The organism is Gloeotrichia echinulata CP02 (assembly GCA_038087035.1).
Classification (GTDB): Bacteria; Cyanobacteriota; Cyanobacteriia; order Cyanobacteriales; family Nostocaceae; genus Gloeotrichia; species Gloeotrichia echinulata.
Window position 1 is genome coordinate 2,240,137 of sequence record CP051187.1, and the last position, 25,112, is coordinate 2,265,248.

Annotated in this window: 15 protein-coding genes; 6 read left to right on the forward strand and 9 right to left on the reverse strand. The window is 39.5% G+C overall.

The features are described 5' to 3' along the window. The first annotated feature begins 41 nt into the window (after positions 1-41). The 4 genes from HEQ19_09845 (at position 42) to HEQ19_09860 (ending at position 5,173) form a co-directional block, all read left to right on the forward strand. Complete coding sequence (locus HEQ19_09845; protein WYL99776.1) at positions 42-653, forward strand: heme-copper oxidase subunit III; 612 nt, start codon at positions 42-44, stop codon at positions 651-653. 207 nt (positions 654-860) lie between these two features. Then, on the forward strand, positions 861-1,931 hold the full coding sequence (locus HEQ19_09850; protein WYL99777.1) for a hypothetical protein: 1,071 nt from the start codon (positions 861-863) through the stop codon (positions 1,929-1,931). A 40-nt stretch (positions 1,932-1,971) separates the two neighbouring features. Beyond that, a complete protein-coding gene (locus HEQ19_09855) occupies positions 1,972-2,688 on the forward strand; it encodes a hypothetical protein (GenBank protein ID WYL99778.1) in 717 nt (238 codons plus the stop codon). Between the two features lie 355 nt (positions 2,689-3,043). Beyond that, entirely contained in the window at positions 3,044-5,173 is a 2,130-nt protein-coding gene (locus HEQ19_09860) for a tetratricopeptide repeat protein (protein ID WYL99779.1), read from the forward strand. Between the two features lie 205 nt (positions 5,174-5,378). Here HEQ19_09860 and HEQ19_09865 read toward each other — a convergent pair whose 3' ends face one another. From HEQ19_09865 to HEQ19_09895, 7 genes are all read right to left on the reverse strand, one after another. Further along, positions 5,379-7,151, reverse strand: a complete 1,773-nt coding sequence (locus HEQ19_09865) for a serine/threonine-protein kinase (protein WYL99780.2) — start codon at positions 7,149-7,151, stop codon at positions 5,379-5,381. Positions 7,152-7,595: 444 nt separating this feature from the next. After that, positions 7,596-7,931, reverse strand: a complete 336-nt coding sequence (locus HEQ19_09870) for a XisI protein (protein WYL99781.1) — start codon at positions 7,929-7,931, stop codon at positions 7,596-7,598. Then, positions 7,919-8,335: an element excision factor XisH family protein gene (locus HEQ19_09875; protein WYL99782.1), complete on the reverse strand. Its 417-nt coding sequence runs from the start codon at positions 8,333-8,335 to the stop codon at positions 7,919-7,921. The genes HEQ19_09870 and HEQ19_09875 overlap by 13 nt, the downstream gene beginning before the upstream one ends. Before the next feature lie 53 nt (positions 8,336-8,388). After that, complete coding sequence (locus tag HEQ19_09880; GenBank protein ID WYL99783.1) at positions 8,389-9,939, reverse strand: GTP-binding protein; 1,551 nt, start codon at positions 9,937-9,939, stop codon at positions 8,389-8,391. Between the two features lie 551 nt (positions 9,940-10,490). Beyond that, a complete protein-coding gene (locus HEQ19_30825; protein WZI67162.1) occupies positions 10,491-13,022 on the reverse strand; it encodes a C1 family peptidase in 2,532 nt (843 codons plus the stop codon). Between the two features lie 71 nt (positions 13,023-13,093). Next, positions 13,094-16,873 (reverse strand): AAA family ATPase, encoded by a 3,780-nt coding sequence (locus HEQ19_09890; protein ID WYL99784.1) that lies wholly within the window; start codon positions 16,871-16,873, stop codon positions 13,094-13,096. Positions 16,874-17,008: 135 nt separating this feature from the next. Further along, complete coding sequence (locus HEQ19_09895) at positions 17,009-17,389, reverse strand: hypothetical protein (protein ID WYL99785.1); 381 nt, start codon at positions 17,387-17,389, stop codon at positions 17,009-17,011. A 922-nt stretch (positions 17,390-18,311) separates the two neighbouring features. Here HEQ19_09895 and HEQ19_09900 point away from each other — a divergent pair. Beyond that, a complete protein-coding gene (locus HEQ19_09900) occupies positions 18,312-18,719 on the forward strand; it encodes a DUF937 domain-containing protein (GenBank protein WYL99786.1) in 408 nt (135 codons plus the stop codon). A gap of 661 nt (positions 18,720-19,380) precedes the next feature. Here HEQ19_09900 and HEQ19_09905 read toward each other — a convergent pair. Both HEQ19_09905 and HEQ19_09910 read right to left on the reverse strand, forming a co-directional pair. Continuing rightward, positions 19,381-22,896, reverse strand: coding sequence for a filamentous hemagglutinin N-terminal domain-containing protein (locus HEQ19_09905; protein ID WYL99787.1), 3,516 nt, complete (start codon positions 22,894-22,896; stop codon positions 19,381-19,383). A gap of 421 nt (positions 22,897-23,317) precedes the next feature. Continuing rightward, on the reverse strand, positions 23,318-23,512 hold the full coding sequence (locus tag HEQ19_09910; GenBank protein WYL98104.1) for a hypothetical protein: 195 nt from the start codon (positions 23,510-23,512) through the stop codon (positions 23,318-23,320). Between the two features lie 898 nt (positions 23,513-24,410). Between HEQ19_09910 and HEQ19_09915 the strand changes: the two genes are divergently transcribed. Beyond that, positions 24,411-25,037: a DUF928 domain-containing protein gene (locus tag HEQ19_09915; GenBank protein ID WYL99788.2), complete on the forward strand. Its 627-nt coding sequence runs from the start codon at positions 24,411-24,413 to the stop codon at positions 25,035-25,037. Positions 25,038-25,112 lie beyond the last annotated feature (75 nt).

Below are 25,112 nucleotides of genomic sequence, written 5' to 3' on the forward strand. Positions count from 1 at the left end.
GAAATAGCGACTACAAACAAGAGTAAAGGAGAATTTTGCTAATGGATAGTTTCATTTCCGAGGAATTGCAATCGCCTGTCCATCATACAGGCGGGGAGCATACCCACGACGAAGAAGGCAACAAAATGTTTGGCTTCATTGTCTTTCTACTGTCAGAAAGTGTCATTTTTCTGAGTTTTTTTGCTGGATATATTATCTACAAAACAACTACAGTTAACTGGTTACCTGTCGGGGTTTCTGGATTAGAAGTCAAGGAACCTGCAATCAACACAGTTGTTCTGGTTGCTAGTAGCTTTGTGATTTATTTGGCAGAAAAAGAGCTGCACCGCCACAACCTTGTGAAATTTCGCCTGTATTTGTTGGCGACAATGGCGATGGGTAGCTACTTTTTGATGGGACAGGCGATTGAATGGAAAGGCCTGGAATTTGGCTTTACTTCTGGGGTATTCGGTGGAATGTTCTATTTGCTAACAGGCTTCCACGGTTTGCATGTGTTCACCGGGATTTTATTACAGTTGATTATTTTGGTGAATTCATTCATTCCCAAAATCCACAATTCTGGTCACTTCGGCGTTAATGCAACTTCTTTATTTTGGCACTTCGTCGATGTCATCTGGATTATTTTGTTTGTTTTGATTTACATCTGGCAATGATAAGCTGTTACGCTTTTAAGTTGCATAGTTACTCATGAGGTTTGTCAAGATATTTAGGGGCGCAAGGCCTTGCGCCCCTACGACAGGTTTGGTTCAAATAAATGAAAATAGCTGTAAGTTTATATTTGTATTTATACGCACTTTCTAATCCTAAAAATATACATTAACATCAGTTTATTAGTTTTTGTGTGTGAGGAATTATACTTTATGAAGAGAAAAACACTGGAGAGTTCAGGACTTAACTGGACGCGGTATATTTTCTTAGGTGTAGGGACAACCCTAGTAACTTACTTGCTACTAACCACGGGGATTTCAGTTAATCCTGCATTTGCTGCGGATGACTTGGTATCTAAAACTCACAGCACTGACTTGAGTTTAAATCAAACCGCACAAGAGTATTCCGATAGTGCTGCAGTTGTGGTAAAGCAAGATACAGTAGCTTCCCCAAAAAGTGAAACTATTGTTCTGGAGAAACAACCCCAGTTAATTGCTCAAACAGATTCTTCTGCGGTGGTGGGTGACACTTTAGGAGATGTAAATAAATTACGCAAGCAGCTTTTAATTGAACCCATCCTTAAACCAGCCGAACCAGCAGCAGCGTCACCTGGTTCTAGTGCTGGTACTCCCACAGCCTATGGTGCGAGTTGGGGTCAAGCTTTCGTCGGTGGTGGATTATATGTCCCACTAGATAAAGGTAAAACTGACGGTTCCTTCTCCTTTGGTTTTGGTGTTGGAGATTCGCTCAAATCTGTGGGGCTAGAAACTTCCTTTAACATTATCAGTGTCGGTGGTCAAAAACCCGGCTTTGGTGACTTTGCTGATAGTGGAACTGTCGGACTGAAACTACACAAATACTTTGAAGATGGTACAGCAGTTGCTCTTGGCTGGTCAAACCCAATTAAATGGGGACAAGCAAACAAGGCTAAAGAGTCTATCTACGGTGTAGTTACTAAGTCCTTTGACCTACAGCCAGATAGTGCAAATAATAAATTACCTCTGACTGTTTCTGTGGGTCTTGGTACTGGTGATTATCGTTCCCTAGGCGCAATCAGAAAGGATCAGAATTCCGTCAATTTATTTGGTAGTTTCGGTTTACGCGTTATACCTGAAGCATCTCTGGTCGGTAGCTGGACTGGAAATAATTTGAATTTGGGTGCTTCTTTTGCACCTTTCAAAAAGACTCCTATAGTCATCAACACTGTTTTCACAGATGTAACTAACAATTTTAATAGTGGTGTTGGTTTTTCCCTGGGTGCAGGGTATAGTTTCCAGTTCTAAGTTTGGAGTTTTTTCACTTATTAAATTTGAGGCAAAAGTCATGAGTAAATTGTCCGTAAGTATTGCTCTTGTGTTAACATTAGGTTCATTGGTGATGGCACCGATCAGAGCCAATGCTGGTGTAGTCGTTGCTCCAGGAACTACCCCAGATTCGTCAGGCGTCAGTGGTGGTATTTTTGCTCCTCCAACTCAGGTAGTACCACCCCAACCAGCACCTAATACCAATGTGTCAGTGGGTGGAAATGGTACAATTATTGCCCCACCAGCAGTTCAAAATAATGTGAATAATGCTGCTGGTAATATAATTAACCCTCCTAGCGTTTCTTCTGGTCAGCCTACACAAGTTTCCATCATTGTCATCATCATACAACAAGGACCAGCTGCATCTGCAGCCGTTACCCAGCTACAGAATACTTTTGTGAGTTTTGGAGTTCCCCAAGCATCTGTACAAGCACTTGTAACAGCCCTACGTGGTCTGGTTGCAAATAGATCAGCAAATAGATCAGGTCTTCCTGTGGCTCAATTAGCGCCAGGAGAACTAGTAGCTAGCACTAAAGGTTTGGCCACAGGTTCTGTGATCGCCCAAAAGGCTGAAACACCAAATGTGGATCTTAACAAGCTGAATGATGCTATTGTTGCCTTCAACAAAATTGTTCAAGAAAGTAGTCCAGAAACTCTCCAAAAACTCTCACAAGACCCAGAATTCCTGAAAACTCGTGAAACTCTCATTAAATTACGAGAAGCTCTGAATAAATAGGCTCTTAGGGTACTCAAAAAAATCAAAACAACTAGTTGAAGTTGTTGACTGTTACACCGCAGAGACACAGAGGACACTGAGACAAAAAAGGGATTTAAAGCTTTGAGAATTGTGGTGATACCAATTCAAAAAATCTTTGCAACATATCGATAATCTGTAGGGGCGCAAGGCCTTGCGCCCCTACCCTATCTGTCCCATTCTTTTTTGAAATTGGTATGAGAAATCCGGGTAATGAGTGATTATGCAATAAATGTTTTAGCTTAGTGTTGTCCCACTCCTCCCCATCTTCCCAGCATCCGGGTTCCCTGTGGCAATATTGGAATCAGATAATATTGTACTTAACTAGGCAAACCAGATGCTCTTAAACATACTTGTTGGAAGATACCAAATAATCAGCCACTTGGGAGGTGGGGGATTTGGTGAAACTTTTGTCGCTTGTGATACTCAATTACCCGGTTCACCTCAATGTGTCGTTAAGAAACTCAAGCCTCAAGCTAGTGACCCAGTAACTTTAGAGACAGCTAGACGTTTATTTGATACGGAAGCGCAAGTTCTGTATAAATTAGGTACTCACGACCGCATTCCCCAACTTTTAGCCTACTTTGAAGAAAATGCAGAATTTTATCTGGTACAAGAATTGATCGAAGGATCTGACCTCAGTCAAGAATTAACACCAGGCAAAACCTTAAGTCAAGAGCAAGTGATTTCTTTGTTACAAGAAATTTTGGAAATTTTAGAATTTGTCCATGAACAGAAAGTAATTCACCGTGATGTAAATCCGCGCAATTTACTGAGACGCCAGCAAGATAGTAAATTAGTGCTAATTGACTTTGGTGCTGTTAAACAAATTACCACTCAGGTGATTACTCCCCAAGGTGAAACCAAGTCTACTGTTGCTATAGGTACTCCCGGATATATCCCTGGTGAACAAGCTCAAGGTAGTCCAAAATTTAGCAGTGATATCTATGCTGTGGGGATAATTGCTATTCAAGCGCTGACTGGATTATCTCCCGAAAAAATCGCCAAAGACGCCGATACTAATGAAGTTATTTGGCAAAATTCCACGACAGTATCGCCAGAGTTTGCCCAGGTTTTAGACAAAATGCTATGTTATGATTTTCGTCAACGCTATCCTTCAGCAACGGCTGCATTACAAGCACTCAAAGAGTTAACCCAACCATCCTCGCTCACAATTGCATTAACCCCTGCATATCAACCTAAAAATCTGCCAACGAACAAACCTAAAAAAGGGATAATTTTCAAGGTTTTATTAACGTTATTTGTCATGGGATTAAGTGGTACAGCCGCGATATTTATTATAGATAACATTCATTCGCAGAACGCTACAGAGTTATCGAAACAAGGAAACACATTTTTTGAATTACAGCGCTATCAAGATGCACTAGCAGCTTACGAAAAAGCGGTGAATATTAGACCTGATTATGCTCAAGGATGGAATGGTCAAGGTCAAACCCTATATGAATTAAAAGAATATAAACAAGCATTAACAGCATACGATAAAGCAATTCAAATTCAACCTGATTATTTACAAGCTTGGAGTGGGAGAGGCTTTGCTTTACAAAAATTACAGCGCTACAAAGAAGCAATTGCATCCTTTAATAAAGCTTTAGAACTACAAAATAACGCTCCAGAAGTCTGGAATGCTAAAGGTGAAGCTTTTAGTAATTTAAATCAATACGAAAATGCCATTAGATCTTATGATAAAGCTATTGAATACAAAACCGATTATCAGGATGCTTGGTACAATAAAGGTTTAGTATTTCATGATTTAAAACGCTATGATGAAGCAATTAATGCTTATGATAAAGCCATTGAATTAAAATCTGACTATGACCAAGCCTGGTATGCAAGAGGGAATGCTCTAGTGAATTTGCAACGCTATGAAGATGCATTTATGTCCTATGATAAAGCAGTTCAATATAAAGAAAATTATTACCAAGCTTGGTTATCCAGAGGAAATGTCCTCGTGATTTTGCGACGTTATCCAGAAGCGATAGAATCTTTCAATCAAGTAATTAAATCCAATCCAGACAACTATGAAGCATGGTTTAACCGGGGTTGGTCACTGCATCAAACCCAACGCTATGAAGACGCTGTGATATCTTATAATAAGGCGATATCATTGAAGCGGAATGATTATCAGGTATGGTATAATTTGGGTAATTCATTATATAATTTACAGAAATACCAAGAAGCAATCACCGCTTACAATAAAGCACTGCGTTACAAAGTTGATCATTATGAAAGCTGGTATAGTAAAGGCAATGCTTTAGGAAATTTAAAACGATATAAAGATGCGATCGCCGCTTATGACCAAGCAATTAAATATAAACCAGATTATCAACCAGCGATAGACGCCCGCAACCAAGCCCAGAATCAACTCCAGCCAGAAAAATCACCGTCTGTAATCGTACCAACCATCCCAATTCCTAATTTCATTAATCCAATACAGCGAAGATTCTGAAGTGTAAACCCCCCCCAACCCCTAAGCGCAAGCAGGGAGGGGGATAATATCAGATTACTCCCTTCCCGGTCTAAGATTACCTATAATTTTCCTTCTTCTCTGCGTTCGCGTAGCGTGTCGAAGACAGACGCTCCGCGAATGCGCCTTTGCGCCTTTGCGTGAGCTAAAAATTATTTCGGTAATCTTCCAGCGGGAAGGGAGTAAACTAGGGGATATTCACTTCAGACAGATTATTTCCCATCTGAAAATTGTCAGTATTTGATTGATGGGGAATAAATGAATTAGAGTCTTTTCGCGCCAACCCCATTTTTAATTTAGCTACATTGTTACTTTTTTCTCGCAGAAGCTGCTTGTTAATATACTCATTAATTTTAGCTTGCGCTTGAGCATATACAGGAGTATTTTTAGGAATTCTGTGCAGAAATTGCATAGCAGTATCAAATTCACCAACAGACGCTTTTTTATAAGCTTGTTGTAAAAAATAACTGGCTCTGATATGCTGCTTTTGATTGTACTCAGTTAACTTTAGTTGAACTATAGCACCAGCAGAACTTTCTTGAGGAATTTGACTCAGATAGTTTAAAGCGGTGGAAAAATCTTTTAACCTTGCACTCTCGTAAGCTTTTGCTAATAATTCTTGCGCCTGGGCTTCAATTTTGATATGTGCTTTTTCAACTAACTTGTCTATTTTAGATTGCCAATATAAAATATCAGGAACTTGAGATGCAGTCTGAAATACATCTGACCATTTACCCTCATTCAAAGCATTTTCAGCTACTAAATAATATTCTGCAGCAATTTGCCATTGTTGTTGCCATTCTTCAATTGTAGCTTGAGCTTCAGGATAAACATTGCTCTGAGAAGAAATTGATCGAGCCAGGGCGAGAGCTTCTTGTAAATCCCCCGATTGATATTCTTTTGTAGCTTGATATAAAGTTTCTGTTCCTGAAGATGGGGACGAATTATGCAATAATGAATATACTCCCAATCCCATCAACAAGCCATTAGCAGCTAATCCTACTTTCATTCCTGTAAGTAACGGGGATGATTTTTGTAATGTAGAACTTTTGTTGATATCAGAACTTACGACTGTTGGCTTTATGTAAAGCTGATTATGTGCTTCTATGATTTGTTCTAGCTTATTTTCCCAGACCATTTGTTTGAGGATACGCAATACCTCAGCCGCAGACTGAAAACGATATTGGAAATCGTAGCGAATCATTTGACTGAGAATAGCAGCTAAATAATCATTAACTGGAATGTTGTCAGAACGCCAGACAATCTCATTCGTATAAGTATCTATATTCAATTGTAGCGGTGCTTGTCCTGTTAAAGCTTGGATCGCAATCATTCCCAAAGCATAAATATCACTGTTGGGCTGTGTTTGACCAATAAATTGCTCTGGCGGTAAATATCCCAATGAAGTGATGGGAACTTTATAGATGGGTAATTCCGCATCCATACCAAAATCAACAGGCTGAATTGAGCCAAAATCAATCAGCACTAACTTACCATCAAAAGCACGTCTAATGATATTTTCCGGTTTGATATCGCAATGAATCACCCCTTGAGAGTGGACAAATTCGAGAATTCCTAAAACATCTTCCAGGAATGCGATCGCTTCTATTTCATTCCAACGACAACCCCAATGTTGATTGATAGGAAGTTCCGCCGTTAACGCATGTCCTTCAATAAATTCTTGTACTAAATAGAACCGTTCATTTTCTTCAAAACAAGCAATCAGTTCGGGAATTTGCTGATGGCGTCCCAAGTGCTTCAGTGTTTCAGTTTCTGTGAGAAAACGTAATCTCAGTGTATCCAAATAAGCGGGGTGAGAACTGCTAACCTTGAGCTGTTTCACAACGCATTTGGGATTCTCTGGGTAATCTATGTCTATGGCGATGTAAGTTTGTCCAAAAACTCCTGCACCTAGGCTTTGGACAATTTGGTAACGCCCTTGTAGTACTTTACCGATCATGTGGTGGATCATGAGCTGGTTAATTAGTAAATCCTAATATAGCGGTTATCAGTTGAGTGAGGTACAAGAACCTCACCCCCCTCCCCGTAAGCGAGGAGCTTGCTCTGATATACCTCACTAGAGCGGTAAACGCTATATACCTTTTCTGAGATTACCTCCTATTTCCGGAATTCTTCAGCAATATCGCCGTTGTGAGAATCCACGAATTAAGGTAAAAAGAACGCGACAGATAGATTGTGTAGGGGCGAAAGGCCTTGCGCCCCTACAAATTATCGACGTTTTGCGAAGATTTTTGGATACTTTTTTAATTCTCACTCCTTAAGTGACCTCCTGAAATTAAATTATCTACAGTAGGGTGCGTCAGTACAAATAATTTCTAGCTATGTCAAAAATTTCTGGCTCTGGCGCACCCTACAGATTGTATATTTTTTTAATTCTCAGTCCCTAAGCAACAGAAAAATCACTAAATTGACGATACTCAGGACGAATAAACCCTAAAACAATATCCTCCTGCGCCACTCCTAAATCCAGTAACTCCTCAGTTATCCCTCTTTCAGTACCATCCCATTCAATCTGGACTTTACCCTCATCAATTCGCACATGGAAAACCACTGCATGAACCCTACCAGTTTTATCCCAGCCTGTATCCATCAACAAATAATTATCAGATTCTCTATCACAAATAGAAAGAGTTTCAATCTGTCCATGACTTGGTTTATATTTTGCGTGCTTTTCAACAACTTTGGTAACTATCTGTCTGTATTTTTCTAACTTATCCATTGCAAAATTACCTCCATTATTGGATCAAAAATAATATATTTCAGCGGTTGGTCACTTAAAATATCTTGAATAGCTGGCTTGAGAAAAAAGTCTTGATAAACAGCTTCAGAGATTGCTAAATATAACTTACGCTGAGGATCAATCCGTCTTAGTAAACTGAGATAAATGCTATATTGTCCTAAAGTCTTCTCTAATTCAGTTATTAAAGAAGGACTGTTAAAAACTTTTATCTCAATCACAATCTTTTCCTGCATTTTATCATCTGCTAATAACTTCTCTGCCCCCAAATCAGCATATACACGCAATCCTTTATATTCCAGCGTAAAGGGGTCATCAGTAATCACCCATCCATCTTTAACTAAGGCATTTTTGACCTCATTGTGGTATAAATCGTACTGTGGCATTTGTATATAATAAATATTGAATCTATCAAGCAGTTTAGTACCTAATCTCTAGTTCATTTCTCCTGCTTTTCCCCTGACACCTCCTCAACTTTATCTTGCAACGGCTTCACCACCCGTGCGATCGCCTCTTGCACAAAAGCTTTAATAAATTCATCCCGGCGATTAATTTGAAACTGACGCTGTACTACCTCCGTCATCCCACCATCACCCCAATCTTGGTCATGGCGAAAGTATTCAATAAAACTCTTACCTGCAATCCGCGTTAAATATGCTGCAGTCACCCCTTGAACTGCTCTACCAATAATAAAAGTTGCCGGATTTGTTTGCAAAGCTGTAGAGAGTAATTGAATTGCTCCCTTGACAATCCCCAAACTCGCAATGGTTTTCGCTAAAGACAGGGCTAACTCTCGCCCCCGCTCCATGTTCAATTCACAACCGTAAATTCTGCCAATTTCGACGACCATTTGGGCATTGACAGCAGCGGTTGCTAGTAAATCTACCACAGGTAAAGGTGTAACTGATACCACCCCGGCCCCAATCCATTGAAAGCGCTCCACAATTTTATCAGCTTGACGGCGGCGCTGGGCGTCGATGAGTTTCCGTGCTTCCTCACCCAACCGCAGAGATTGCAAGAGAATGTTATCTGCGACCAAATCTTCACCCTCAGCGCGTAAAATCGCTGCCATCCGCCGCAACAAGGGGACGATATCAGGTTCGGGCTGGTAGATTTCGCCAGTTTCTAGTTTAGCAGGTTGGGGATTAGCGGCGATCGCCACCACATCATTAGTCGCAATAAATCCTAATACCCGTTGGCGTAACCGTGCCAAAATCGATTCCTTATCATCGTCTGTGTATAAATCAGTTTTATTCAGCACCAGGAGCGATCGCTTACCAATTTCCGCCAAACTCCGTAACGGCTCATATTCTGACCGCCGTAAATCATTATCCACCACAAACAACAGTAAATCAGCTTCCGTCGCCAAAGCCCGTGCTAACTGTTCCCGTTCCGTTCCCGCTACCCCAGCTTCTAAAATCCCCGGCGTATCGGTAATTAAAATTTTGCGTTCTAAACCCTTCAATCGCAGACAATAGGTTTCTCCTACCTGAGTTGTCCCCATTGGTGCATCCACCTGACCCACCATCCGTCCCATCACCGCATTTACCAGGGAAGTTTTCCCCGCACTCCCCGTACCAAACACCACCACTTGGATCTCACCCCGTGCTAAATTAGCTTCAATCTCTCGCGAGCGACTGAGTAAAGCTTGGCGTGTGACTTCATCTTGAATTTGTGCCACCTGCTGACGCACAGCTTGCAAAGTCGAAGAAGCCGCATCAGATTTAGCAGCGGGAATTTGCGCGGGTGTAACTCGTTTACGAGAACTACGCGATCGCTTTTCCCCAGTCTGAAGCACCATTACATAATAGACAAAAGCAGCAACCAAAGCGCCGATGAGGACAATTAACAGCAACAGCAGTAAATTGCCCAGTAGGGGAGAATAGGATAACTGCCAGTATAGGCGTGATAGAGAATCAATCAGCCACAGGCTTAACCCCAAAATGACTATCAGACCAACGATCAGCGTGACTATGCGTGACAGAGGCATGGGTGGTAATGGTGGTTATTTTAGTACCCAGATGCTTCTTATATTAATGGTTTCACTAGTTTTTACAATAACTATAGGAATCCGGTTTGATTTTTGAACAAAAATGTTGAGCGCAGTCCCTACGAATTTTTCACATATTTCGCACCCTACAATATATGTTCATTGTGACACCTGCTCCGGTCTTGCAAACATGAAAATCTCTTGGACAGTCCCCAATCCCCAGTCCCTAGCTCCTAGTCCCGCGATTTCAAACTAATCGTTTAGCCTCCTAAATTTTTCGATCCCCCTAAATCCCCCTTAAAAAGGGGGACTTTGAAGGCTTTTTGCCCCCCTTAAAAAAGGGGGGTTGGGGGGATCTAAGACTTTGAAAATAGGGACTAGCCCCTAGGGCGTGTTTTCAAAGTCTTATACAATACCACTGAAACGCTGATACATGTAGATTTCGCGTAGGGGCACGGCATTGCCGTGCCCCTACAGCTGGTATCATATCGTGTGGATTTAGGGGTATCTAAAAATTTATCCGGCTAAACAAATAGTTTGAAATCGCGGGACTAGGGGCTATTTTTAGGCTTGGTCGGCGGAATAACCGGTCTTTCCTGTTTGTCGTGATTTGTCGGTGAACCAGGGGGGTAATCTCCCGGAGGAGACTCCGCACCACCTGGTCTAGCTGCACCAAAGTGACTTTCATCAAACCACTCTGCTTTGAGTAATGACCACCAAGCAGATGTGAGTCCGGCTAAAATGTAGTCATAGGGAAGCCATCCATAACCGTTCACTCCCCATTCAGTACCCCAAGAGTTTCTGATTAAGAATGCACCTCTTGAATAATGCTGGCGATCTGCACATGGGATGAATTTGTAATCATCATATCCAACTACAACGGCAGTATGTCCACCTACAACCTTATCCTTATTGGTATCTGGATATGGAATGTGTCCTTTTTTATAATTAGTCTCTTTATATACAGAGGTATAAAGCGTTAACCCAAAAATACAAGGAAAGCCCGCAGCTAAAACTGCTTTAACCTGAAATAAAAGACTCTCTGTAGTAATGCCAGCATAATCTAAAAGAAAGTATTTGAGTGTTTTGTAATTTTGAGCATAAGCGTAACAATAAGGAGGCGGTTCTTCATCTACTTTATCTGGTTCATAAGGCCAAGATTCTTCAGGGGGAACACCAAATAGCGCCAGTACTTTTATCGTTTCTCGGATAGATGCTCCCACATCTTCTTTAACACCCATTTTGTGGCGTGCAGCTTTATACAAAAACAGAGGAGAAGCATCTGTTGATTTACCAAAATTTCTATTTTGAAAATACTCTAACAGTGCGATCGCAGCAAATGCAGTACAAGAATTCAGTGAACCTTGATCTCTGACTGGAGAACACCAAAAGCTTAAATCTATTACAGCAGGAAGAAGAAAAAATAGCTTTTTGTCTGGCTTCTTAGTTAACTCCTTGAGATAACTGTTGCTAGTTATTATGGGAATATACAAATCTAAACTTGGAAATAACTCTTCTGTCTGTTCATTATTTTCTGTAATAGAATGATTATGATTGTAGTTAATTAGTTCAACTTCAAACACTTCTTGACGATCACAAATATTACTCCTAAGCTCTTGAGCTTCATCAATCGCCTTTTTGATCTCTTTCTCAGCATCTGAAGTATACGTTCCAAATTGATTTAAATATTTTTTAAGCAGGAAGTATAGAAATATGGCACTGTTATCTTTGTTGTCTTCTTCTAGGAAAGAGTAAATTTCTTGTTTAAGAAGAGATAAAACTTGGAGAATAGTGCTTTTTACTAATTCTTCCCTAGAATATCCCGGTTCTATGTTTGAATTATTCAACACATTATCCGGATTAGCAATTTTTTCAAACTCCTCAAAACCGTGTAAAATCATTTCTTCCCAAGTCTCGTTACTCCATTGGGCTAAAGGAGAAATAATTCGTATTACAGCTGAAATTATTGGTTCACATACACATGAGTTTTGTAATACTGCTACAATATTACTGACTCGAAGATAACAGTCGTTTTGTTTATCATTTACATTTACACTACAAACATCATTAATAAAATCTTCAACTTTACGAAAATATTCATCATTGTTTTTGATATTTATTTCTTTATATTCAAAATCAAATATTTCTTGAAATAGTCCGATATTTTCGATATCAATATTTCTGAGAAAATCATACTCAAAAATTTTTTCTTTAAGTCCAGTAGTATTCTCTGGATTATTGTGTAGATACTTTTCGCACTCCTTTGATATTTGGTTGGTTACTTTCGACTTAAGAATATCTAATATTTTTTCAAATTCTGGTTGTGATATTAACGAAGTAACGGCAAAAAATTTTATTTTTGATAAACTTTGTTGTCTCTTTGGCTTTTTAGGATTATAATTTTTAAGTTTTGACAAATTTTTCTTGTCAGAAAAGTATTCATTGAAAGTTATGTAAGTTTCCAGTCCTACGATTCCATCTGCCATAATCTTAGAACGATGCTGGAAATCCTTTACAAGTAATTTAGTGGTTTGATCGTAATTTTGTTTCTTCATCCACTTTACTACTGCTGCTGGATCACTAAAATCTACATAATCTACATCCTTTATCTCACTCTTACATAGTGATAAATATTCTCTCGTTAATAAAATACTAAGATACTTCTTCAATTCCACTATCTGATATGAAAGTATACTTTCATATTTAATTTTCTTAATTTTAATTTGCTTAGGGTTATATTGGTCATTTATTGTGTTGGGTGTTTTTGAATCTTCAGGTATTTCCCTTAAGAGCTTATGAACTTTCACCTTGGCAAATCTGACATTACCAAATATTGTAGTTCTTAATTTTTCTATACTATCATCTAATCCATTTCCTTGCCGATTTGTTGAAATTAGGTTAATTAAATCCTCTGCAAATTGTTCAAAATCACGAGTTCTTTGTTCTATTTTAAATCTGAGATTGTTCTTAATGCCTTCCTCATCCCCTAAATTATAATCACGTAGGTCTGGATAGTCTGGTATCCATCCCAATCCTTTTTTACTCCAATCCTTTTTTTGTTGTTGATTACCGTTATTTTCCATGATTCCCTTTTAATATTTATTGGCGATTGTCAGATTATTTAGAGTTTAGAGAAGTCCAATCAAAAAATTATCTACCTCTTAATTTCGTCACAAATATCAGTTGGAGCATTGCGATTATTCTTTAAATAGTCGCTTAACCAGTTGCATCCACGAGCCATAAATGCATCCAAGCTTAAGTTTTCTACATTCCATACCATTGCTGTTTCGTCTGAACTAGCAGTAGCAAGCATTTTGCTATCAGGGCTAAATTTGAGTGAGTTAACACTACTAAGATGACCATTAAGAGTCATAATTAATACACCTTTATTCGACCATATTTTTACTATACCATCATCGCTGCCAGTAGCAATCATTCGCTCATTGTGACTAAAATCCAAGCCCCAAATTCCGGCAGTATGTCCTTTTAAGACATTTAAGGCAATACCATCCAAATTCCACAACTTCACAGTGTTATCTTCACTGGCAGTACCAATAACTTTACCATCAGGGCTAAAACGAATGTTGTAGATTGAAGTATTGTGAGCCTTCCAACTACGCAAGGGTGTTCCATCACTGTTCCAGAGTTGTACTATTCCATCCCGACTAGCTCCGGCGATTATCTTGCCATTCGGGCTAAAACTGACAGTGGAAGCTTTTGTAATATTATTTGTAATATTATTGGCTGTTAGAGGGTTGAAAAATTTTCCTTCCCGACTCCAAAGTTTCACTGTACCGTCACGACTAGCAGAAGCGATTATATTATTATTTGGACTGAAAGCAACACTACTTATTTCAGTTATAAATTTACGATGCTCTCCAAGAGGTGGTTTAATTTCTTGTCCTTGTAAATTCCATAGCCTAACAGTTTTGTCCTTACCACCACTCACAATCAACTTGCTATCTGGGCTGAAATTGACACGATCAACGGCTGAAGTATGTTCCAGCATGTGAACTTGTTTTCCCTGCAAGTCCCACAATTTCACCGTTCTGTCACCGCTGGCAGTTGCAATCATGTTGCCTTCGGGGCTAATGTCAACACTATAGATTGCGGAAGTGTGTCCCTTCAAAGTAGTTAGCCAGTCATTTCGTCGCCAAAATTTTACTGTTTTGTCATAACTACTAGATGCAAGTATATTACCCTGGGGGTTAAAACTTAAACTAGTGACTGGACCTTTATGTCCATTCAAAGTTTCTAGTAGTTGATAATCTCGACTGCTCCAAAGTTTGACTGTGCGATCCTCGCTGGCAGTAACAATTGTTTGATCATCGGGACTGAAAATAACATCTTTAACTATATTTGAATTGGGTATTGTATGTATTGGTTTGGCTTGCTTACTGTTTTGAACATTTTTAACATCCCAAAGTTTCACTTTAAAATCGTTACTGCCAGAGGCAAGAGTTTCACCATTATGGCTAAAACTTACACTCAACACAGGATATGTATGCTCTTTTAAGGTAGTAATCAAATTACTGTTATTAGCATCCCAGAGTTTTACTGTCTTGTCCTCACTAGCTGTAGCAATTGTCCTTCCATCAGGACTGACAGTAAATTTGTTGACTGGTTTAGTATGACCTTTTAAAATATTGATCGGACGACGATCTAATGGCCAAAGCTTAACTGTGTTGTCGTCACTAGTTGTAGCAATCTTTCCGTCACAACTAAAAGTAACTTTTTTGACGGCTCCAGTATGACCTTTTAAAGTATTGATTGGACAACCATTTAATGACTTTAATGACCAAAGTTTAACTGTGTGGTCTACACTTGGCGTAGCAATTGTCTGACTATCGGGGCTAAATCTCACGCTCGAAACATCAACGTCTTGTTCTGTTAGATTTCTAAGAAACTTACCTTCACGATTCCAAAGTTTTGCGGTTCCATCTTGACTGACAGTAGCAATTGTCTGACCATCAGGTTTGAAGTTAGCCTGCATAACAAAGCCTTGATGTCCTTCTAGCCGATTACTCTCCGTGACACTATAAACTGCATTACCAAGTGCTTCCATTACTTGAGCTTGCAGTTCAGTGTCGTTTCTATACCAAATAGATTGCTTTAGCTTTCTTCTTGCTCTGAGACCATCTATTAAGGCATCAAATGAATATCGATTGGCAATGAAGTTTGCTTTTGAGGATGTTGTTAATGCTTGGATTTGACCGTAGTCTGCTGCTCTCCACTGATATCCAGCAAAAATAGCGAATCCAGTAACGACTACAGATGTAAGAGAAATTACCCTTATCTGAAGCTTCCTGCGTTCTTGTTCTTGCTTAAGCAGGGAATCACGCCACTCAACGCTAGCATCAATAAATTGATTTTCTTCTAGTCTTAAACCACCAACATTTTTAAAAGCATCTTTCTTTCTAAACTCTACAATCTTATCTAATCGAGAGCCTTTTAAGAGTTCATCGTTAGCTCTAAAATCATCCTCTGAGCGAATTTTTTGCCACCGTCTTGTCTCACCAATTAACCAATTTTTGAGGATAATGGCTTCCTTCTCTTCCTCAATCCAGCGTTTTAAGCTATCCCAAGAAGAGAGTAAAATTTCATGGGCAATTTCTATAGTTGCAGATGTTTTTTGAGTGTTTTTATTAGTAATAAGCAACTTTTCTGGACTTAAATACTCAGAACTACTAACCAGCAATTTTTCATCAATGAACCTATTGAGAGTCTTTTCTAAAATTTGTTTTGTGGCTATCCGTTCATCTGATTCGCTGACAAATTCATCTCGATAAGCCCTTCTGCTAACTGTTTTACTGCCAGAATCAGAGTCAACAATATTTACCAGCTTGACAAATATTTGCTTAGTGGCTTCCTGTTCATCTTGATTGAGATTTTGATATATCTCGTTGACCCGCTTTTGCAGCGCCCCTCTTACACCCTCTAGATCTGCATAACTTCTCTTATTTAAAATGCGGTCTTCGATATGAGAACGACCATCAGCACCAAGAGTTTGGCATTCACTTTCCCAAAGCAAATTTAGGGTGTATTGCAATAAAGGCAAATATCCTTTTTGTCCCTCGACATCTTCAATAATTTGTTTAACCAACCCTTCTTCAAACACGACTCCATGCCCAGCTGCTGGCTGCTCAATCGCCTGTCGCAGTTCATCTGGATACATCTCAGTCACCAGATGAATATTATTTTGATTGGCAATTGCACCTAAATTGGGATAATAACTAAATTGCTCCAGAAAGTCAGATCGCATTGCTAGTACAATCTTGACAGAACTATTCTCAGACTTGACAACCTGGACAAGACCTTCGATAAAGTTTTTGCGCTTGTCTGAATCGTCACAAATGGTGAACAATTCCTCAAATTGATCAACAAAAATTAGCCAACGTTCCTCATGCTTCTTTAAGGTGCTGATCGCTTGAGTTAGCGTATCTACTTTTGCTCCTAGGGCAATCTCGGCTTCTGCTTTACTGAAGCTATAGTCCTTTTCTTCACTGAGTAAACACCGATATAGGGAATCAAAGGGATCTTGATTAGGCGTAAAGATGAAGTCATAAAATGTTTGGGACTCCAGAGATTTCTTCAACTCAGGAATTAACCCCGCACGTACAACAGAAGACTTACCACTTCCAGAAGCTCCTAAAACTAAACTCAGGCTGCTTCGATTCACAGCCTCAAATAATCTAGTAATAAGCTTATCTCTACCAAAAAAGCGATCTCTGTCTTTGAAGTTAAACCTTTTGAGTCCCTGATAAGGTGAATTCTTATTCAGTTTTCGCTGCGTGACCACCTCAAGCGAAGACTGGATGATCTGAGTCTCGATAATGTTCTGAACTGGTGCGAAGGTCAAGTCACGACCAACGTTAGTATCCTTAACAAGGTTATCTTGTTCTTGAGATTGGCGGTCTGGAATTGACTGGCTCATGGTAGTAGCATCCGTTATGCTTTAGCAACCAGAGTGGCAACTTTGGCGATTAGTTCAGCCAAAGTCAGCACTCCCTCTAATCCTTGTTAAAGTGTGGGTCTGTTTTACCAGTCCCTTAACCAAGTTCCAGCTTTCTTAACTCTTCTTGCCTTCTTGAACTGGTGCAAAGTTAAAATTTCCACTGACAGTATTTCCACTCGCCGTGTTAGTTTGAGTTTGATTGATTATCTCCTGTCCACCAGGCTGTTCTTTGATCTTGTCGAGTAAATATTGAGCTAACTTAACAACATCAGGAGCATCATTGGCCTTAGCGGTTTCCACTTCTTCTTGCACTGTAGCTTTGCGAGCTTCAGAGTCTGGCTTCTTTTCTAATTGCTCAACTGCATCAACGAGGTCACTTTTATCGCCAAATTTTTTCTTTAAAGCCGCCTTGAGAGCGTTGTAACTGTCTGTAATTACATCTTTGACCAATCCAGTCCCAACAGCAGTCACAATAGCAGTAGTGATAGGGTCCATAGTTCATCCTTAAACATTAAATAGTAGTAAAAAGCAGATATTAATTAGTTTTATGTTGACCTCAGATTCCAATGAGAATGTGCATTTTTGTGATATCCATGCAGGATTAAATTATCTCAAATGGATTGTGAGTGAGTAACCATCAATACAAGTAAGTTGGTCAGAATCAACCAAACTATATTACGAAACGTAAATATGGCTGAAATTCTTACCAATGACAGACGACGACCCTAGCCAGTATGGTTAAATAGCCGACATACTTATATTAATATAAATATTCATTCCTTGTAATATAAAATTCCAGATTTTTTTCATCTCTAATGATTTAGAACTTACGCATTGACAATAAAACCCAAATATGCAATATGGATTTCAGGCATTTAACCTTGATTTTTCGACAGTTTTTAGGTGATGCCAGATCCGGGCAAAGCCTGCGCTATTTATCCAAGGATGATTGATCAAAGGCAGAAATGACGTATTTTCGTAATGCACAAGATGATTATTTTGTACAGTGCGTAAGTCCTATGATTTACGACTTACGTATTGAGATGTAGGTAAGATATGAAACAAGAGCGGGAAAAAGGAAAAACTTCAGGCGTTACAGGAGCTATGCGATCGCACCATTACCGCGTATTGTTCGCGGATCAGCTGTAGAGACGTTACATGTAACGTCTCTACATTCGTATCCCTTGCAGTATTGGGACGCATCCTACCCCTAACTACAAAGTGCGATCGCCAAACAAGTGAAAATCAACTGTAAATAGACCAGGCGTCCGGGAACATTGCCGTGCCCCCATTGTATGTGGTTATTGTCTGAAAACTGCTGTAAATTCTCTATCTGATTGGTGTCACCCTAGACTTGCAATAGGACTAGCTTTTAGTTCAGTCTAAACAATGTACAAAGCAGGAATAAAACAAAATTATGGGACTTTTTGATTTTGAGCAAATTATGGGCGCCGTCGCTAATTCCGGTCAACTGGGAAATATCATCAGCACCGTGGAGCAGCTGAGTAATAGTACTGGCGTAGATCTCTCAACTCTACAATCAGTTTTGCCCGTTGTCGAGGGTCAGGTGCGTTCGGCTTTGCAAGACAAGGAAGCCACAGATGGTAATGAAGCAGTTCAGAGTTTAATCAGTCAATTTGCAGGTACTACTGATAACCCCGAAGCTGTTGATTCTGTGTTTTCTCCTGAAGCCCAACAGCAGGTAGCTGAGACTGTAGCCCAGCGCACCGGTTTGGATGCTAGTATTATCCAACAAATATTGCCCCTAGCAGTGCCTGTAGTCCTCAAGTTCTTGCATTTTGGTGGAAACGCCGAAAATCCCTAAGCGTCAAACTCTCCCCTAAGAGCTTGCGCTTAGGGGCTGGGGGTGGGGTGTTGACTCTGTGCCTTTTGGGGGGTTAAAAATTCATGCACAATCCTTTCCTTTAAGGCTTGAGTAAAGTTATTTTTCGCGTTCTTTAAGTAATGAGTAACAAGTAAATCCCCATTACTCATTCCTCATTACTCATTCCTCATTACTCATCACTCATCACTCACAGGGCTATTTCATTCTCATCTAGCCCGCCTCAGAATGAATTCTGAGTCTAATAGCTAAAGTCGTCTAAAGACGACTGAGAAAAGGTTATAGTCCGTTTTAACGGACTTTAGCTATTAGCCCTACACTTCAGTGTAGGGCGGTTTATGTCTAGAATGAAATAGCCCTGCATTACTCATTACTCATTACTCATTACTCATTACTCATTACTCATTACTCATTACTCATTACTCATTACTCATTACTCATTACTCATTACTCATTACTCATTACTCATTACTCATTACTCATTACTCATTACTCATTACTCATTACTCATTACTCATTACTCATTACTCATTACTCATTACTCATTACTCATTACTCATTACTCATTACTCATTACTCATTACTCATTACTCATTACTCATTACTCATTACTCATTACTCATTACTCATTACTCATTCCTTCCTAAACCGCACCACACTTAGGTGTAGGATTGCTAGATGGTTGAGGAATAGTATTAGGAGAATAAGCTACTAACTCTACTTCTCCGTTGGTATTAACTACCCATGTTTGCGCCTCAATAATTACGGATGGCGTATTTTGATCTCCTTGGGAAACCGTTTCTTGTTTTCCTTGTCCCCCCTTTTCCTGGACAGCTACTTTGGGAGAAATATCACGTAAATCTGTCCAAATAGTCTTACCGATGATCGTGTCAGTAGGATTTTCTGGTAATCCACCTCGTCCTGTCACCACAAAATTATTGGCGCGATTGGCTTGACAGCTAGGAGCAATCTGTTGAGACGGGTCTATTATATTATCTGATAATTTGTTGTTGACAATATTCTTACTTGTTTCTAGGTTAGTAATTGTCACAATACCATTAACCCCAAACTGGGAACTAGCATCAATTTCGCTATCCGGCGAAAGGAAAATACCTTTGGTTTGCACTTGGATATTCCCTCCTGGTCCAAACACAGCATTAGCTCTAATATCACTGTTATTGTTAGCGACAATAAAACCGGCATTTGTGTTAATATTGCCACCGCCACCAGTACTGTCTAAAACGCTGGTACTAATCAAACCATTGTTAGTTAATAACAATAAATTAGTATTTAAGTTCAGATTCCCACCACCGGTTTTAGTAGAAGTCGAGACAATGTTTCCTTGATTGGTTTGGATTTGATTAGCATTGATGGAGATATTTCCAGCTTGACCCAATCCAGAACTATTCGTAGATATGCGAGCTTGATTAGTCAGTTTCAAAGAGTCACTTATAACTTGAATATTCCCCCCATTACCTTGTGATTCTGCTTTGGCTTCGCTAAAAGCACCGCTAAATAATCCATTAATATAACCATCAAAGAGAATAGAATTGGCATCAATATTAATCAGACCTGCATTACCTTTAGCTGTTGTACTGCTAGTTAAAGAAGCTCCAGTAGTAAATGTTAGAGAGTCAGCATTAATGTTAATATTGCCTCCATTACCACTGCCTTTAGTGTCAGCAGATATTTGGCTACCATTACGGGCAGTTAATGAGTTTTGCACCTGAAGCAAGATGTTACCGCCGCCACCAGATGTAGTAGATGCTGTGATGCTGGCGGGATTTTCAAAGGAAGTATTATCAAGTAAAATAGAACCAGCTTCAATTTGAATATTCCCGGCTTTTCCTTGTCCTGGTGCAATACTAGAGTCACGACTGGGGAAGTTACCGGCACTGATAATGCCCCCATCTTTAACAGTTAAATTGTTAGTAGTGATGCTTAAATTGCCTCCATCTCCATTCCCTTGAATAGCACTAGCAAATAAACCACTGCGCCATTTTTCACTAAACCCAACAACTTCTATATCATTTGCTGTGACTGACAAATTACCAGCCTTTCCAGAGCCGAGAGTACCACTGCTAATTTGAGATCCGTCCATTAGACGCAAATTTGTAGTGTCCAGAATCAAATTTCCCCCCTTACCTGTAGCATTTGACTGGACTGCAGTAAATAAAAGGCTAGGAACATTAGTCGAAGTACCTATCAGTTCTACATCAGTTGCTTGAATTTTTGAATCTCCAGCATTTCCAGAGCTAAAGGTACCTGTCCCGATTTGAGCGCCATCAATCAGGCGTAAACTTTGAGTATCAATGGTTAAATTACCACCATTACCCGTGGCTCCTGATTCGACATTAGCCAATAAAGCAGTGGATAAACCTCGTCGTGAACTACCACTCAGTTCGATCTGATTTGCTTGTACCTTTATGGTTCCCCCGTTTCCAGATCCAAAGGTAAATACTCCTATCCTTGCTCCACCAGCCATTCGCAAGCTTCCCGTATCAATCAACAATGTACCACCATTACCGGTGCTGTTGACGCCGACACTAGCGAATAAGCCACTGGAACCCACACTTGCTGCGCCCCGCAGTATTTCTATCTCTTGTGCCTTGATTGTTAAAATTCCGCCATTACCAGCGCCACTGGTGTTGACTGTGATACTCGCCCCATCAGCAACTTGTAAGCGCTGAGTATTAATAGTTATCTGACCTGCATTAGCTAGGGTGTTAGATGATGCATTAGCGAATATACCACTAGCATTGCCGCCTCCTGAAGCGCCATTTAATTCTATATTTGTGGCGTTTATGTTTATGCTTCCCGCATTTCCTATACCAACGGTAGTAGCAAATACCTGAGCGCCATTAGTAATTGATAAGTCATCAGTGTCAATAACTAAATTACCGCCATTACCAGTCGCTTCTGGACCTACTGCTGTCAACAAGCCGCTAGAACCTGTGACGGATGAACCACTAGTTACTTCGACTTGTTGGGCTTTAACTGTTAAAGTGCCGGCGTTACCAGAGCCAAAGGTTGCACTAGCTATTTGAGCGCCATCGGCTACACGCAAACCGGGGGTATCAATCAATAAATTGCCACCATTACCAGTCGCTCCGAGTACTACATTGGTAGATAAATAGGTAGCAAAGGGAAGTGATGTAGAAGCGCCACTGATTTCTACAAAATCGGATGCTTTGATTCTCAGATTTCCTGCAGAACCATTGCCCAGGGTATCTGCCAATATTGCAGAGCCATCTTTTCCTTGGATATTACGCCCCTGTATTTGAATTGTACCGCCAGTATTACCACTAACTTCTAAAGAAGCTGCTTGAGACAGGCTAATATCTTGAAAATTATTGACATTTTCATAGCTCAATTCCCAGCCTGATATAATAGGATTGAGTTTAACTAAACTTCCACTACCAACACTTCCTAACTCAATTCGTCCCCCTTGTGCAGTTAAATTACCTCCCGTAATTTCAACATTCCCACCCACCAAAGCTAAGGTTTTCTCTGACTGAACCTGAAGTCCAATTGGTCTAGAGTCTCTAATCAGTGAAAAAATTTGATCATCGAAACTTATATTGTTTCCTGGACCATTCACCGTGATCACATCTATATTAGTCGGCCCATATTGCAAACCTAGGGGAATACTAACTGTCAACAAGGACATTGGTTGAGAACTGCTAGCAATGAACTCACTACCATCAGCAAATCGGATGCTGTTGGCTGTCGAACCAATAAAAGAACCACCAATATTTAGAGAAGCTTGAGAACCAAAAATAATACCATTAGGATTGATGAGAAACAGGTTAGCTGTGCCCTTGGCGCTGATTAAACCATCAATATTAGATATAGAGCTACCAGTTACTCGGCTGATAATATTTTGAATATCTGTAGGATTATTGAAAGATGCTGTTTTACCTGTGAGTAGGGAAAACTGTTCAAAGCTATGAAATAAATTATTACCTGCTCTAGTGCCACCATCGATATTAAAAGTATCACCATTGGTAGTAACATTAGTATTATTTGGTAGAGTATTGTCTGGGATAATTTGTGCATAGACACTCAATCTCGTATTTGCCAACGACCATAAAACAAAAGGTAAACTTAGCAATATTTTGAGGTGGAAACTTTTGCTCTGTACTTTGTTCGCTGACATAGTTTTTTATGTTCCGTTGGTAGAAGACACTATCTTAACCACGGAGTAACTAAAATGTCTTCACCTATGCCAAAACACGGATAAGTAGATCGCTTATTCGCAGTTGCGCTTCTCTACGTTAAGTGCGCGACGCTGCGGGTCTCATAGACAGAGGCTACGCCAATAGCGCTCCGACAATCAAGAGCGCTTAGGGACTACCAAAAAATAAATTACTCAATATTTGAGTCCGTAGGGTACGTCAGAAGCGAGAAAACTGGGGTTAAGCAAGAGATTATTGGTACTGACGCACCCTACAAATTGGAGGTTTTTTTAACTTGAAATCCCTTAGCGGAGCTTTCCCCTAGAGTAGCTCAACTACGAACAAGTCAAAAGAGTCCGAACAATCCAGACTTTTTACACATGATTCCCATACCTCTGACGTTCAAAACCCATCACCACCATTACGATTACCATTACCATTAATATTACCATTACGATTACCATTACCATTACCAAAACAACCACCTACGAGCAGTTCAAGTTCTTGATCACTTAGTTCGGTAAAGTATGATAGCTGCATAATAATGCAATTTTGCTCAAGCTGGTTAGTATTATCATCTTTGAGTTTTGCCTTCATTTTTTATATTTTACTCCTTAAAACTGGGAATTATAAATTAAAGTTATTTTGCACTAATAGCAATAGTCATTTTAATTTCTTACCAGAAAATTTATACTAAATATACTAAACATACATTGTTTAAAATTATTATATTTTGCCGCTAAATAACTTAAATAGCTGATTATAGGGATAATTGCATTAACAAAAATGCGAATAAATGATTCATGATAACTTTTTATTTGCCAACATAATTTACTTATAGACTTCCAGAAATTAAATTATCCACAGTAGAGTGCGTCAGTACAAATAATTTCTAGCTATGTCAAAAGTTTCTCGCTCTGACGCACCCTACAGATTGTATATTTTTTTATTTGTCAGTCCCTTAGACAAAAGTCAATATGTGAAATATTATACTATTTACTATTTAAATTACCGTAGAGTCTGCACTGCCTACAACCTAAAAATCAGGGCTTGTGGGAACATCATAGGATTCCTATATAAAGTTTATTAGTAGTTTTTTTATTTAAGTAATTATTCTGGTGATAATTAAATTTAATGTAAATAAAATATAATTATTTTAATATGTGCCATACGATATTACTAATCATAGTTACCATATATTCATCGGACTTACGCAACTGTCATATTTTTAACGTGAGAGGTTCTCATCGCGCAGCGTGTCGCAGACAAGAGTCCAAAAAACCCGGTTTTTTAACACTTGATCCTTGACTTTTGATGACCATGACAGAAGATATATGTGCCAGATGTGTAAGTACTGATTGAGATTTTTATTGTCACAAGCGCTCAAAATGCAAGTTTGTTTATGTATAAATTGTTGTTAAAATATCCAATTTTAGGAATAACATTAATCACATTCTCTATGGTGTCTATTTGGATAACACCGAGTAGGGCGGGAGTGACGTTTAAGCCACCGGGAGCGCAAGCGCCTAAACGGTCTTCTGGAGGAGCTTCACGGGATGGTAATATCTGTGGTTTTACGACAAAAGCAACGAATAATGTATCTGTTACGCCGTTAATACCTACAACTAATATTGGGTTGACAGTAGCAGAGCATCCAACAATTTTTGTCTATGTTCCTGGAACTAAAGCTCAAAAAGCATTGTTTACATTGCAAGATGATGGCTCTAAATCTTATTACCACACAACTTTAAATTTGCCAGAAAACCCGGGTGTGATGGAAGTTAAGCTCCCTAATTCTGTTCCTGGACTGAAAATCGGTAAAAATTATCAATGGTCTTTGGTGATGATTTGTGCCGAAGAGTTAGAGACGGATAGCCCTTGGGTAGGTGGATGGATTCGTCGAGTAGAAGCAGATCGCCGTTTGAATCAGCAAAGTCACAAACCAATATCCCTCGATTTGATTTCCCAGTTAGCTGAAACTGGTATTTGGTACGATTCCCTATCTCTGCTAGCCCAATTGAGGCGATCGCAACCTCATGATCTATCTCTAACTCATGCTTGGGAAGAGCTTTTGAAATCAGCGAATTTAAATGCGATCGCCAATGAACCCCTAGTTAATTAATTACTCCCGAACCACTACAAGATTAACGTAGAGAAGACGCAAAGTGGCGTTGTTTGTAGGGGCGCAAAGCGTTGT